At 64.1% G+C, this 13,850-nt stretch carries 12 protein-coding genes; 4 read left to right on the top strand and 8 right to left on the bottom strand.

All coding sequences use genetic code 11. From position 1 onward, the window contains the following. Positions 1-46: 46 nt before the first annotated feature. The 4 genes from AC3CD9_RS00040 to AC3CD9_RS00055 all read left to right on the top strand — a co-directional run bounded on the left by AC3CD9_RS00040 (position 47) and on the right by AC3CD9_RS00055 (position 5,119). Complete coding sequence (locus tag AC3CD9_RS00040; RefSeq protein WP_488365723.1) at positions 47-1,756, top strand: LPXTG cell wall anchor domain-containing protein; 1,710 nt, start codon at positions 47-49, stop codon at positions 1,754-1,756. 266 nt (positions 1,757-2,022) lie between these two features. Beyond that, on the top strand, positions 2,023-2,517 hold the full coding sequence (locus AC3CD9_RS00045) for a peptidoglycan-binding domain-containing protein (protein ID WP_488365724.1): 495 nt from the start codon (positions 2,023-2,025) through the stop codon (positions 2,515-2,517). A gap of 488 nt (positions 2,518-3,005) precedes the next feature. After that, positions 3,006-3,764 carry a hypothetical protein gene (locus AC3CD9_RS00050; protein WP_488365725.1) on the top strand — a complete coding sequence of 253 codons (759 nt, stop codon included), beginning with the start codon at positions 3,006-3,008 and terminating at the stop codon, positions 3,762-3,764. Between the two features lie 374 nt (positions 3,765-4,138). After that, the gene (locus tag AC3CD9_RS00055; RefSeq protein WP_488365726.1) at positions 4,139-5,119 is read left to right on the top strand and encodes a hypothetical protein; all 981 of its coding nucleotides are present in this window, start codon (positions 4,139-4,141) and stop codon (positions 5,117-5,119) included. Between the two features lie 143 nt (positions 5,120-5,262). Here AC3CD9_RS00055 and purQ read toward each other — a convergent pair whose 3' ends face one another. The 8 genes from purQ to AC3CD9_RS00095 form a co-directional block, all read right to left on the bottom strand. Continuing rightward, positions 5,263-6,000 carry a phosphoribosylformylglycinamidine synthase subunit PurQ gene (gene purQ, locus AC3CD9_RS00060; RefSeq protein ID WP_488365727.1) on the bottom strand — a complete coding sequence of 246 codons (738 nt, stop codon included), beginning with the start codon at positions 5,998-6,000 and terminating at the stop codon, positions 5,263-5,265. Beyond that, positions 5,997-6,254 (bottom strand): phosphoribosylformylglycinamidine synthase subunit PurS, encoded by a 258-nt coding sequence (purS, locus tag AC3CD9_RS00065; RefSeq protein ID WP_025780534.1) that lies wholly within the window; start codon positions 6,252-6,254, stop codon positions 5,997-5,999. The genes purQ and purS overlap by 4 nt, the downstream gene beginning before the upstream one ends. A gap of 115 nt (positions 6,255-6,369) precedes the next feature. Next, positions 6,370-7,791, bottom strand: coding sequence for an NAD(P)/FAD-dependent oxidoreductase (locus AC3CD9_RS00070; protein WP_488365729.1), 1,422 nt, complete (start codon positions 7,789-7,791; stop codon positions 6,370-6,372). 158 nt (positions 7,792-7,949) lie between these two features. Further along, complete coding sequence (locus tag AC3CD9_RS00075; protein WP_488365730.1) at positions 7,950-8,813, bottom strand: ABC transporter permease; 864 nt, start codon at positions 8,811-8,813, stop codon at positions 7,950-7,952. Between the two features lies 1 nt (position 8,814). Beyond that, positions 8,815-9,753, bottom strand: coding sequence for an ABC transporter permease (locus AC3CD9_RS00080; RefSeq protein WP_488365731.1), 939 nt, complete (start codon positions 9,751-9,753; stop codon positions 8,815-8,817). Continuing rightward, entirely contained in the window at positions 9,750-10,913 is a 1,164-nt protein-coding gene (locus AC3CD9_RS00085; protein ID WP_488365732.1) for a polyamine ABC transporter substrate-binding protein, read from the bottom strand. Before AC3CD9_RS00085 ends, AC3CD9_RS00080 begins: the two co-directional genes overlap by 4 nt. A 1-nt stretch (position 10,914) precedes the next feature. Further along, the gene (locus AC3CD9_RS00090; RefSeq protein WP_488365733.1) at positions 10,915-12,102 is read right to left on the bottom strand and encodes an ABC transporter ATP-binding protein; all 1,188 of its coding nucleotides are present in this window, start codon (positions 12,100-12,102) and stop codon (positions 10,915-10,917) included. After that, positions 12,099-13,763 (bottom strand): amidohydrolase, encoded by a 1,665-nt coding sequence (locus tag AC3CD9_RS00095; protein WP_488365734.1) that lies wholly within the window; start codon positions 13,761-13,763, stop codon positions 12,099-12,101. The genes AC3CD9_RS00090 and AC3CD9_RS00095 overlap by 4 nt, the downstream gene beginning before the upstream one ends. Positions 13,764-13,850 lie beyond the last annotated feature (87 nt).

The following is a 13,850-nucleotide window of genomic DNA, read 5'->3' on the forward strand; positions in this document are numbered from 1 at the left end:
GCCATAACTGAAGACGGCAACCGACCAGAACTCTGGAAGGACCATCATGAAACGGTTGGCAATGGCGGCAACGTTCGCTCTGGCACTCTCCATCGGAGGATGGGGCCAGGCAGCCGCACAAGCAGATGACAGTACAACCGCGCAGGCGGCCGACATCCAAGCCGCAGGAGAAGCAGGAAACAGCGACGCAGAATCCCCGGGAACAGAGGACCCGCCCACAGATCCTGGTGACGACGCCGCGGACAACGGCACACCCACCGAACCCGGTGACGGGGAGGAATCGAGTGATCCGGGAGGCGATGAGAATGCAGCCGATCCCGGAGACGGTGAAGAGGCAGCCGACCCTGGCGAAGGGTCGGACGAACCGACCGAGGACTCGACCCCGATCGATGCCTCGTTCTCCCTCGACCAGCCGTCGATGCCCGTCGACGAGGCAGCCGAGGCCATCCCGTACACCATCACCGGGCTGAAGGCCGGAGACTCCATCACCGCCGGTCCCGGCGAGAACGGTTCCATCACCGTCGACAGTGACGGAACGTTCAACGGAGAGCTCCGCGGCAACACCGAGCTCAAGGTCGGCGACGTCGTCGATGTCACCGTGACCGTCGCCCGCGACGGCGAGGAGTCGAAGACATTCAGCGGCAGTGTGGAGATCACCGACAGCCAAGATGACTCGGACGCCGCAGTCAGCGTCGACCCGCAGAGCCAGGGGATCGACTCGTATCTCGACAACGGTGTCGACATCACCGTGAGCAATTGCGAGGCGGGCGAAGAAGTGACCGTCACCATCGTCCGCAAGGGCGAAGATACGAACATCTGGGAAGAGACGAAGACCGCCGGCGATGACGGTTCGGTCTCTGCGTCCTTCATGCCCGGCACTGGTGGCGACGGCTGGATCGGTGACTTCGTCGTCAGCGCAGAATGCGGTGACACGAGCGCAGAGACGACGTATTCCGTCACTGAGAACGACGACGGTACTGATGCAGATCTCAGCGTCACCCCGCAGAGCCAGAAGCTCGCCGACTTCCTCGAGAACGGTGTCAACATCACACTCGTCAACTGCCATGTGGACTCCGAGGTGAAGTTCCAGGTGAGCTCCGCGAAAGACCCCGACACCGTGATCTGGGACGAGACCCAGGAAGCCGGTGAGGACGCAGCGGGATCCGTCCAGTTCCTCCCCGACGGTGACGGCGGCAAGGGCTGGATCGGTGACTTCAAGGTAGTGGCCTCCTGCGGTGACAAGAGCGCAGAGACCACGTTCACGGTCACCGATGACGGCAGCGTCGTCGACCCCGAGCTCTCGATCAACCCCGAAGAGATTTCGGGGGAGGACTTCATCGACCGGGACCAAGGTGTGCAGCTGATGGTCAACAAATGCGTCCCGGATGCTGACGTCCACTTCGAGGTCTACTCCGGGGACGAAAGCGAGAAACTCTACGAACAGACCGCGACGGCCAATGAAGAAGGCGCAGCCGGAATCCACGTCTACGGACTCGGGGATGATCCCGCATACTACGTCGGGTCCTACAAGGTCTTCGCCAATTGCATGGACGTCGGCAGGTCAGGGAAGTTCGTCGTGACAGGCGGTGAGCCCGGTGGCGGCAACGGAGGAGACTCCGGTGAAGCCGGCGGATCCGCAGGCGGCTCGTCGATGCCTCGCACCGGTGCCGAACTCACCGGTCTGGCTGCAGGCGCCCTGCTCATTCTCGGCGGTGGAGCGGCCATCGGTTTGGCCCGCCGGAAGAACAAGAGCTGACAGTGACCGGTGACCCGTCGGGTTGGTGACTCCACCCGGCCCGACGGCGAGAGGCGGTCCTGGCGGAAATGACCGGCCCCGGTCCCTCGACTTCGAGTCGAAGAACCGGGGCCGATCTGTGCTGTCCTCACAGGCAGTGCCGACCAGTTCGCGTGCACGCCCGTTGAGTCTCGTCGGAGGCTTGCCGGTGCAGGAACAACGGGCCTACCTTGGTCGTCGTGGAGGCAAGGAAGCTTCCATGAAACCGATGAAAGAGGAACACAATCATGTCCAATCCAGGTCAGCCCGAAATCAAACGCGGTGACAAGGGCACCGCGGTCCTGCGTGCCCAGCGAGCTCTGCGGAGAACTCCCGATCTCAGCGTCGCAGTCGACGGTGATTTCGGACCCGACACCGAAGCGGGGGTCAAACGATTTCAGGAGAGTGCCGGACTGACGGTCGATGGCATCGTCGGAAGAGACACCTGGGGAGCACTTCCGAATGGTGGTCCGATGCCGCTGCTGAAGACCGGGTCGAAAGGTGATGTCGTCCGCAACCTGCAGAAGGTACTCATCTATGGTGCAGACAGCGGTGATTGGCCGTCGCCGGGCGAGGCCGACGGAGACTTCGGGGCCGACACGAAGGAGTCTGTGGAGGGCTTTCAGAAGTGGGGCGGCGTCGACTCCGATGGCATCGTCGGGGACAAGACCTGGGCTGTCCCACTGCACGCCACGAACAGCACTCTCGAGACCGCCGTCGGACTCGACTGGGCCGAGGACTGAGTTCGGCCAGGGTGCTGCTGACGGTTGCGGTCCCCTCTTCCGGTGTCGCGAAGAGGGGACCGCAACATGATTCCACTGAAAATGGCGATAACAATACAGCCCGCCGAATTCTGCGGAGTGATGACGATGTGATCGGCAAGCTGACCAGGACCTGTGTGCGCGTATCACCTCGCCGTTTCTGACAGGACCCGGTCCGACCCGGCCACGCTGGGTCAGAGGGGATGACCAGGAACGACAGCGCCGCCTCGGCGAGAGGCCGCTGCGAGCGGAACTCGAATCTGAAAGTCGGCTCAGTGTTCGATTCGGCAGGTCACGTTGACGTCTCGAAACCAGTCGGAACGCTGTTTCGAAGTTGTCATGACCACAATGATCAGAACTCCACAGATCCCTTTCGTCCTGCCTACGGTCGCATCACAACCGAATACGGCAGATCAACCCGACAACGCTTTCAGCGCATCACTGGCAAAGACGAAAGAAGGAAGATCACAATGAAGAAGCTCGCACTCGCCGCAACCGTCGGTTTCAGCTTTTCCATGCTCGCAGCAGGGCCCGCAGCGGCCGCTGGACTCGACGGCTCGACGGCATCGTCAGAACCATCAGGCACCGCGCAGACGTCTGCATCCGTCGACCCTCAGGATGAGGGTCTCGGCAAAGGATCGTTGGCGCTCAAATACACTTATATGACTCCCATCGAGGTCACCCATGGGTCGGGCATCGAGTACACCATCGACCAGCTCGAAGAAGGTGACGTCGTCACGACCGATCTCAATGATGATGAAGTGAAGGTTGATGAGTACGGCTCCTTCCATGGTTCCGTCGCCCTCGAGTCGAAGCCGGGGCTCGACTCGAACGTCGACTTCACGGTGACTGTGAAGCGTTCGGGAAAGACGGTCGCCGAGTTGCCTGCCAGTGTCGAGATCGTCGATGGCGACCGTGGCGCGCAGGAACCCGGGACTCTGCTGCTCGGCGAGGAATCACTGACGGCCGACGACATGGCCGACATGGGAATGAACATGTCGATCATTGAATGCTCGGCAGGCGATTCGGCCGCGTTCGAGGTGTTTCGTCAGCAAGACGATGATTCCAAGCGCGTTGCCCGTTATCACCAGGCGGTGGGCGAAGACGGTAGTTTCGCAGCTGTGACCTACATGCCCTACGAAAAGAAGGAAAACCTGCCTGGAGACTATACGGTCAAGGCTCAGTGCGGTGACCACAAATCCGAGGAGACCTTCACCGTGACCGGCTGATGTGAGTCGGTCTGAGGCGATCGGCCGCCTCGGTCCGCATTGATTGCTGCTCGGGCCCCGAGCTCGGTTCTGAACCGAGCTCGGGGCCCGACGCGTGTGCGAGCGGAGGGGAACTGGCGCCCGAGCGTCCGTGGAGTCTTTCAGGTGGGTGGTGAGCTCGACCTTGCCGAAGGTCGAAATCAGCAGTAACAATCCGTCCTGACGAATCTGACGGAGTGATATCGACGTGATCGCAGTCTGATCGCGACCTGAGCGTGGAATTCTGCGCGCATCGTCACTGGGGCCTCCCGTCGCGGCCCAGTCCTGCAGCGGGTAATACTGCTGACCTGGAGCGGCAGCATTGTCCCGGCCGATTAGGTTGTGTGAGTCGAAGCTTGATCCTCATCGGTGACTCCACGCTTGGTTCGGCAGGTCACGCTGACGTCACGGAACAGGTCGGATTGCTGTTTCGAAGTTGTCATGACCACAATGATCAGAACTCCACAGATCCCTTTCGTCGTGACTACGGTCGCATCACAACCGAATACGGCCGTTCAATCCGGCGACGCTTTCAGAGCGTCACCGGCAAGGTTGAAAGAAGGATGATCACAATGAAGAAGCTCGCACTCGCCGCGACCGTCGCCCTCGGCCTCTCGGCTTTCGCAGCCGGACCGGCCGCGGCCTCAGCCCGGTCGGCAGCCGCTGCAGAATCTGCTGCGGCAGACCGGTCGGACTCGAACCACGCAGTCTCCTCTGGCGAGGTCGACTCGAGTGACGATTCGACGGTCAGAATAGCCGACCTGGCATTGAAGTATCGGACGATGACGCCGGCTGAGGTGACTGAAGGCAAAGGCATCGAGTATACGATCGACGGGCTCAAGAAGGGCGACCGGGTATCGACAAGCTTGGACAATATTCTGCATACGGTCGAAAAGGACGGAGCGTTCGACGGGGCTGTCGCGATGGACAAGGCACCTGAAGTCGGTTCGAACGTCGAATTCACGGTGAAGCTCGAACGCGGGGATGAACCGGAGCGAGTGTTTCACGAGCGAGTTCGTATCATCGAAGGGGATCGGGGCGACTACGATGACGGCACCCTCGTGATGGATCCGGAATCGACGATGCTCGACGAGGGCCTCTACCAAGAGGGACTCAACCTGACGATGGTCAACTGTTCGGCCGAGGACACAGTTGACTTCACCGTGTACCGGAAGGACGACGACGGCAGGAAGAAGGTCTGGGAGAAGAGCCAGGTGACGGGTGAGGACAAGTCCGCATCAGTGCGGTATATGCCAGAGAGAGCATGCCGCCGACCGGCGAGTACGAGGCTGTGGCCAAATGCGTTGATCTCGAGGACTCGGCGAAGATCGAAGTAGATCCCACCGAACCCCCTGCGTGAGATCACTGCAGCGGACTGCGGCAGAAGAACGGACAGGTGCCCGACTCACGGAACGATCCGTGAGTCGGGACACCTGTCCGTTCGGCGGGCGGCCGGGGGAGGGGTGTAGCCTCTTCCGGCTCAGCCCTTGGCGACGAGGGTGCGCACGGCCGAGGAGAAGAACCCCTGGCCGTCGATTCCGCCGCCGGACTCGGGGCCGAAGCCGGCCTCGACGGCGTGTTCGGGGTGCGGCATCAGACCGACGACATTGCCTGCTTCGTTCGTGATTCCGGCGATGTCTCGCAGTGACCCGTTCGGGTTGGAGCCCTGGTAGCGGAACACCACGCGTCCGGTGGACTCGAGCTCGTCGAGCACCTCGTCGGTGGCGACGAACCCGCCTTCACCGTTCTTCAGCGGAATGCGGATCGTCTGTCCCTGCTCATAGTCGCTCGTCCACGCGGTGTCCGCATTCTCGACGAGGAGGTCCTGGTCGCGGCAGACGAAATGCTGGTGGTCGTTGCGGATGAGCGCACCGGGCAGCAGATGGGACTCGCAGAGGATCTGGAAGCCGTTGCAGATGCCGAGCACCGGCATACCGGCGTTCGCCGCGGCCACCACGGACTCCATGATCGGAGCGAATCCGGCGATTGCGCCGCAGCGCAGGTAGTCACCATAGGAGAACCCGCCGGGCAGGATGACGGCGTCGACTCCGGACAGGGTCGAATCCGCATGCCACAGGTTCACCGGGTTCGCACCGGCCAGACGAACGGCGCGAGCGGCATCGCGGTCATCGAGAGTTCCGGGGAACGTGACGACTCCGACGGAGACACCGGACTCAGGCGTCGCCTCGGCGGTGGGGTCAGCCGCGACAGCGGTCACGATGCGTCCTCGGCCACGCGGACTGCCACAACGTTTTCGATCACGGGGTTCGACAGAAGCTTCTCTGCGGCTTCGCGTGCCTGGGCGAGGACCTCCTCGGTGGCTTCGCCGTCAACCTCGAGTTCGAACCTCTTGCCCTGACGAACCTCACCGAACCCGGTGAAGCCCAGACGGGTCAGTCCGCCGGAGATCGCCTTGCCCTGGGGGTCAAGGATCTCGGGTTTGGGCATCACCTCAACGACGACACGTGCCATGCGTGTACTGCTCCTTTGTGAAAGTGTTCGGGAGTTCCTCCCGCGCTCACCCAGAGTCTACCAACCGCGGCCGAATTCCCCGCCCGCGGCCCGGTCGCCGGACAGTCCGGAGCCCTCAGGAATCGAAGCCCATGCCCACTGCGTCGAGGACCTTGAGCAGAGGTCCGCGACGGCCCTCGTTCTCATCGGCCTTGATCAGCGCATTCGTCGTCATCTTGATGCCCAGCCATGCCACCGGCTCGGGCGGGAACGGCAGGGGGAGTTTGCGCACCATCTCGAGCTCGGTCAGTTCGGTGTCCTCACCGGAGAGCAGATCGAGCATGACAGTTCCGGCGAACCGAGACGCACCCACTCCGAGCCCGGTGAACCCTGCAGCCATGGCGACCTTCTTCCCATAGGCGCTGGTGAAGAACGAGAAGAACCGAGAGCAGGTGTCGATCGGTCCACCCCACTTGTGAGAGAACTTCAGCCCGGCCAGCTGCGGGAAGGTCTTGAAGAAGTGCTCGGCGAGGGTCTCGAAGGTCTCGGGCCGCTGATCGTATCTCCACGACACCTGCCGCCCGAAGTGGTAGACGGCGTCCCAACCGCCGAAGAGGATCCGGTTGTCAGCGCTCAGCCGGTAGTAGTGGAATCTGTTCGCACAGTCGCCGATGCCCTGACGGCCCTCCCATCCGATCGCAGCCATCTGCTCGTTGTTCAACGGCTCGGTCATCAGCGCATAGTCGTAGACGGGAACCGTATGCAGACTCACCCGTTTGAGCAGCGAGGGGAACACATTCGTCGCCAGGGCCACCCGCTTCGCCGTGACCTGGCTGCACTGAGCGGCCGCGCAGTCCTCGAGCGTCTCCGCGGTCACGCGGGTCTGGACTCGCACGCTCGTCTTCGCGTCGCTGACATCGGTGACCTTCGTGCCCTCATAGACCTCGACCCCGAGTTCGCGGACGACCCGCAGCAGCTCCCAGCACAGCTTCGCCGGATGGACGAGCGCGACCTCGCGAGAATCCCACAGCGCACCTTTGTACGTCGGCGACTTGACGATCCCCGCGAGTTCCTGCTGGTCGAGGAAGACGAAACCGGAATCGGGATCGTGGGCCTCCCGCAGCTCGGCGACCTGGTAGTCCTCGGTGGCGACATCGAGTTCGCCCGTGCGTTCGAACTCGACGTCCATCCCGTACTTCGCCACCGCTGCTTCGATGGCGTCGAGGTTCTCACGGCCCAGCTGCGCGAGCCGATCGTTCTCCTCCGGCAGGTGAGCTTCCCCGTTGTCGTAGCCGTGAGTGAGGCTGGCCGCGCAGAATCCGCCATTGCGCCCCGAGGCGGCCCACCCGATCGAGTTCGCCTCGACGAGCACGACCCGACGGTTCGGGTCCCGCTCCTTGGCCTGCAGTGCCGTCCACAGACCCGTGAACCCGCCGCCGACAACGAGGAGGTCGGTCTCGCGGTTCTCCTGCAGCGGCGGCAGCGGCTTCGGACGGAGGTCGGTGTCGAGCCAGAACGGAATGGTCGAGGCGTCGGCCAATGCGGCATTGACGTCCATGTCACTTCACTTTCTTCGCGGTGCGGTCGGTGGGCACTCTGCCGGATAGGTGGGTGCGTTCGGCGGGCACTTTGCCAGGTGAGCAGGTGCGGGGTGGTGCGGAACGGCGGGCCGGCACGAGCGGGCGAACTTCGGGGCCGCCTCGGTGATGGGGCGGGTCATGCGGCCATCGTCTTGATGATCTCGGTGGCGTTGCCGCCGGCCTTGCGCAGGACGAATCCGACGAAGCCGAGTGCGGCGAGGGTGAGCACGAACATCACCGTCGACATCGCCGCGACTTCGGGGCGCAGGGCCACGCGGACGGCGGAGAAGATGTAGACCGGCCACGGGGTGTAGCCCGGCTGTTGGACGAAGCTCGAGAGGATCGTATTGTCGAGGCTGACGGTGAACGACATCAGAGCACCGGCGAGGATGCCGGGGGCCGCGATCGGCAGCGTGATGTCCTTGAACCGGTTCCACGGGGTGGCACCGAGATCGGCGGCGGCATCCTCGAGCTGGGTGTCCATTCCGGCGAGCCGGGCCCTGACGATGAAGGTCACGATCGCCATGGAGAACATCGCATGCGAGATGATGAGCCTGACCAGGCCGTTGTTGAGCGGGGTGATTCCCCAGTCGACGCCGACGGTGACGAACCACGGCAGGAATGAGATGCCGTCGACGATCTCGGGGGTGACCAGGGTCAGTCCGAGGATCGCGGTCAGTCCGAGTGCCCACCATGCGCCCCTTCTGGCCCGGGCCAGAGCGACTCCGCCGAGGGTGCCGAAGATCGTCGAGACGATGGCGGTGCCGACGGCGGCCTGCAGGCTCGTGACGATTGAGGAGACGATGATGTCGTTGTTGATGCCGCTGATGTAGGCGTGCAGGCCGAAGCCGCGGAAGTTCGCGAGCACCTTGCCGTTGTTGAACGAATAGGCGATGATCACCGCGATCGGCACGAAGAGGTAGATGAAGACGAGGATGCCCCAGACGTGCAGGGCGATATCGGTCGGTGTCCGACGTGCGAACGTGTTCTTCTGGGGCATCTCAGGCCCTCCCGTCATGCAGCGGCACACTGTTCAATTTGGCCGTGATCGCCTGCCCGAGCTTGAGCAGTGCGAAGCCGACCCCGACGACGGCCAAGGTGGAGATGATGAGGATCATCGCCATGGCCGCTCCGACCGCCCAGTTCTGTGCGGTGTTGAACTGATTGGCGATGAGCTGACCGACCATGGAGCCGCTCGCTCCGCCGAGGACGGTCGCGGTGACGTAGTCGCCGTTGAGCGGGATGAACACGAGCAGGCAGCCGGAGACGACTCCGGGCATCGCCATCGGCAGCGTGACTCGCATGAAGGTCTTCACCTTTCCCGCGCCGAGGTCGTAGCTGGCTTCGCGCAGCTTCTTGCCCGAGGCGTCGATGGCGACGAACAGCGGCAGGATCATCAGCGGCAGATAGTTGTAGACGACGCCGATCTGCACTGCCGTTCGCGTGTAGAGGATGTCGAGGGGTCCGTCGAGCAGCCCGAGTCCCTGCAGCCAGTTCGACAGGAACCCGTCGGGGGAGAGCATGATCTGCCAGCCGAGGGTGCGGACGAGGAAGTTCGTCCAGAACGGCACCATCACCAGGGCCAGCGCCAGTGACCTGCGGGCGGGGGCAACCTTGATCGCCAGCCAGTACGCGAACGGCAGGGCGATGATCAGGCACAGCAGGGTGCCGAGCAGTGAGATGCGCAGCGTCGCGAAGAAGGTCGAGACGAAGCTTGCGCTCATCGCCTCCGGATACCGACCGAACGACAGGCGATCGGTGGCGATGGCCGTGAACTGGTCGGGCTTGTATCCGAAGCTGTAGAAGACGATGAGGGCGAGGGGAATGATGAAGAAGAACAGCGCATAGGCCCATGTCGGAAACGACATGGCCGCCGGGCCGAAGAACTTCGTCGCCGGCTTCTTCGGTCGTCGCTGCTGCGGTCGGGTCTGAGTGCTCATGCTCCGCTCCTGGCCTGGGCGTCGGTGAGGATCTTCGTCCGGATCTGATCGGCCGGGGTCTGCTTGCTCGGTTCGAGACGGTCGAGGACCTTCTGGGCGGGGAAGATGAGGTCCTGTTGGTCGAGGTCGGCCTTCTTCGCCTGCTCGGCCAGGCCCTTCGTCCCGATCGGGTAGCCGATGTAGTCGAGCTGGTCGACCGCAGTGTCCGGCGAGATCATGTGGTTGATGAAGGCGTGCGCGGAATCCGGGTGCGGGGCGCCGGTGGCGATCGCCCAGCAGTCCATCCACAGATTCGCCGAGGGGGTCGGGAAGACGAACTTCCAGTTCTCCGGGTCCTTGACCTCGGTCAGCCCCTGCCGGGCATCGCCGTTGAAGGCATGCAGGAGGGTGAAGCTGCCCTGAATCATGCTCGTGGCGGCGTTGCCGACATAGGCTTTCACGTTCGGGGCCAGATCGTCGACGATGATGTTCCGCGCTGTGTCGAGCTCACCTTCGTCCTGGGTGTTGAGGCTGTAGCCGCGTGCGGCCAGAGCGATCGCCGAGACCTCCCACGGGTCCTCGAGCAGTGCGGTCGTGCCGGCCGCTTCCTTCTGTGCGGCATCGAGGAAGTCCTGCCAGCTGGTCAGCTCCCGGGTGATCTTCTTCGTGTTGTACACGAACCCGGTGGTGCCCCACGCCTTGCAGATCGAGTATGTGTTGTCCGGGTCGAAGTACTGATGAGTGAAGTTCGGATCCATATGCTCGAAGTTCGGGATCAGGCTGAGGTCGAGCTCCTGGAGCAGGTCATGTTCGAGCATCTGCGGAATGTTCGATCCCGTCGGCACGACCACGTCGTAGCCGGACGTCCCACGCGAGGTCGAGAGCTTCGCCACGAGCTCCTCGTTCGATCCGTAGGCGTCGACCTGGACGAGGATGTCGTTCTGGGACTTGAAGGCGTCGAGAAGTTCGGGGTTGTCGTAATCGCCCCACGAGTAGAGGTTGAGCTTCGATTCGAGCTTTCCGTCGGTCGGCGGCGATGCCGCCATCTTCGTGGTCTTCCCACACGCGCTCAGTGCCCCGAGTCCGACGACACCGAATCCGGCCAGCAGCGCTCGCCGGCTCAACCTCGCCGAGGCGGCCCGCGGGGCCAGGAAGGTCACATCGGGTCTCTGCCGGGCCATTTCAGGCACCGCCTTCGAGGAGGGACGCGACCGCGCTCGGCTCCCGGTCGTACACGGCGACGGCGTCGGCGTCCCAGCTCAGCTCCACCTCGGTGCCGGCGCTGATCGGCTCCCGCCCGGCGGCAGGCACGCGGGCGAGGATCTCGTCGTTGTCACCGACGACGATCATGTACTGGATGACATCGCCGAGGAACGAATACGAGATCACGGAACCGCGCGCCGTGTTCGCCTCCCCGGAATTCCCACCGGCCGGGGCGACGTGCATCCGTTCGGGACGGATGGCTGCGCGCACTCGGTCACCGACCTCGAGATCCCGGGGCTCACCGGCGGCGGTCGCCGGTTTGAGCATCAGCGTCGGGGCCGTGAGCACGGCGTTGGCCGTGCGCAGGGTCGCGGTCGTCGAATCGGTGGACGCCACCTCGGCGGGAATGAAGTTCTGTTTGCCGATGAAGCCGGCGACGAAGCCGTTGTGAGGGTTCGCGTAGATGTCCTCACCGGAGCCGATCTGCTGGATGACTCCGTCGTACATGACGACGATGCGATCACTCATCGCCAGCGCCTCATCCTGGTCGTGGGTGACGAAGACGAAAGTTGTGTCGAGCTTCGTGTGGAGGCGTTTGAGCTCGAGCTGCATCTCCTCCCGCAGCTTCCGGTCGAGTGCCGACATCGGCTCGTCGAGAAGGAGGACCTGCGGCCGGTTGACCAGCGCCCGGGCCAGGGCGATGCGCTGCTGCTGACCGCCGGAGAGCTGTTCTGGCTTGCGTCCGGCGAAGTCCTCCATCTGCACAAGTGCGAGGGCATCGCGGACGCGCTGCGCGATCTCCGGTTTCGGGACCTTCGCCTGCTTGAGTCCGTAGGCGATGTTGTCGGCGATGTTCATATGCGGGAACAGCAGGTAGGACTGGAACACCGTGTTGACCGGCCGGCGGTGCGGCGGCAGGGACACGATGTCCTTGCCGGCGAGCAGGATCGCACCGTCGGTGGGGGTCTCGAAGCCGGCGATCATCCGCAGCAGAGTGGTCTTTCCGCAGCCGGAGGGGCCGAGCAGGGAGAGGAATTCGCCCTTGCGGACGTTCAGATCGAGGCGTTCGATGGCGGTGTTGTCGCCGAAGACCTTCTTCACACCCTGGATCTCGAGGTGGTCGAGTCCGGTCTCCGCAGAGGGCGCCGAGGTGGCTGTACTGGTCATGATGGCCTTTCGTCGTGGACGATGCGTCCGTCGCAGATCGTCAGTTCGTTCGTGATCCCCGCGATATCGGTCGGCGGCAGTGTGAAGGGGTTGGCGCTGGCCAAGGCGAGGTTGGCAGGCTGACCGGTGCGGATGTGGCCGTTGTCGGCCGAGCGCAGCAGGTGTGCCGAACCTGCGGTGTAGGCACGCAGCGCTGTCGTCAGGTCGATCGCCTCGTCGGGCAGCAGCGGCGACTCATCCGCGGCGGTCGGGTGCGAGCGGTTGAGCGCGACATGGATCGCGTCCCACGGGTTCGCTGTCGATACCGGCCAGTCCGAACCCATCGCCAGATGGGTGCCGGAGCGGTTGAGGGACCCGAAGGGATAGAGCCAGCCGCTGCGCTCGGCACCGAGGAACGGCAGGTTGAGGTCGATCATCTGCTCGTCATAGCAGGCCCACAGCGCCTGCAGGTTCGCGGTGACGCCGAGTTCGGCGAAGCGGGGGACATCGGCGGGATCGACGACCTGGACGTGGGCGATATGGTGACGGCGTTCGCCGGTGTCAGCTGCGCCGGTCGTCCCGGTGCCGGCCGTGCCCTGGCTGCGGACGGCCTCGAAGGCGTCGAGGGCGGCCTTGACCGCGGCATCGCCGATCGCATGGCAGTGGATGTCGAAACCGGCCGCATCGAGGGCCGCGAACGAGGCCTCGAGGTGGGCGCGAGTGAAATAGCTCGTTCCGAAGCCGCCGCAGGTGCACGTGTATTCGGTCGTCATCGCCGCGGTCCGGGACTCGACGATCCCGTCGAGCATGAACTTCACCGAGGTGGCGCGGAAGCGTCCGTCGGAGCGTGCGAGATCGGTCAGTCGGGCCACCTCGGCGTCGATGTCCTCGACTCCGCGCGGCCACCACAGGCTGCCGACGACCTCGGACCGGAGCACGCCCGATTCCGCTGCCCCGACGTAGGTGTCGTACGGGTCGCGGTGGCCGCCGTAGTCGCCGAGGATGGCGTCCATCCACGCGGTCACGCCGAGGGAGTGGAGGTAGCGCTGACCTTCGCGCAGACCGGCCAGGACCTCCACCTCGGAGGCGGCGGGAACGTGGGCTGAGACGAGGTCGATGGCCGATTCGTGCAGGCACCCGGTGGGGCGGCCCGCGGAATCGGCGACGATGACGCCGCCGGCAGGTGCCGTGGACGTCTCGTCGAGTCCGGCTGCGGTCATCGCCTGCGTGTTCACCCATGCCGAATGATGGTCGGCGCTGAGCAGGATCGCCGGCCGATCGGGGCAGGCCACGTCGAGGATGTCGGCGGTCGGGTCTCCTCCGGGGAAGTGGGCCATCGACCAGCCGCCGCCGATGACCCAGTCGTTCGCAGGGTCGGTCGCGCCGTCATCACGGTTCATGTCGGCGACATAGTTCCGGATCATCTGCAGTGCCGCCTCGAGGCTGTCCGCTCCGCTGATATCGCAGGCCAGGGCCTCCTGACCGCCGAAGGTCGTGTGCACATGCGCATCGACGAAGCCGGGAGTGAGCAGCTTGCCGTCGGCGTTGATCGTGCGCGACGCGGGCACAGCTGCGGGTCCGGTGCCGATCTCGGTGATGATCCCGTCGCGGATGCTCACACGATCCTCGGGGCGCAGAGCCTCACCGTCGAAGATCGTGACGTCGAGGATATCGAGGTCCAAGGCTGCCTCCCGACTGCAGTGTCGTGGCAGAGGCGGATTGCTGAGCCCGCTCTCTGAGTGTGTTGTGGATCACTGTGAAATCACCTT

The organism is Brevibacterium sp. MGP-B1, assembly GCF_057766545.1.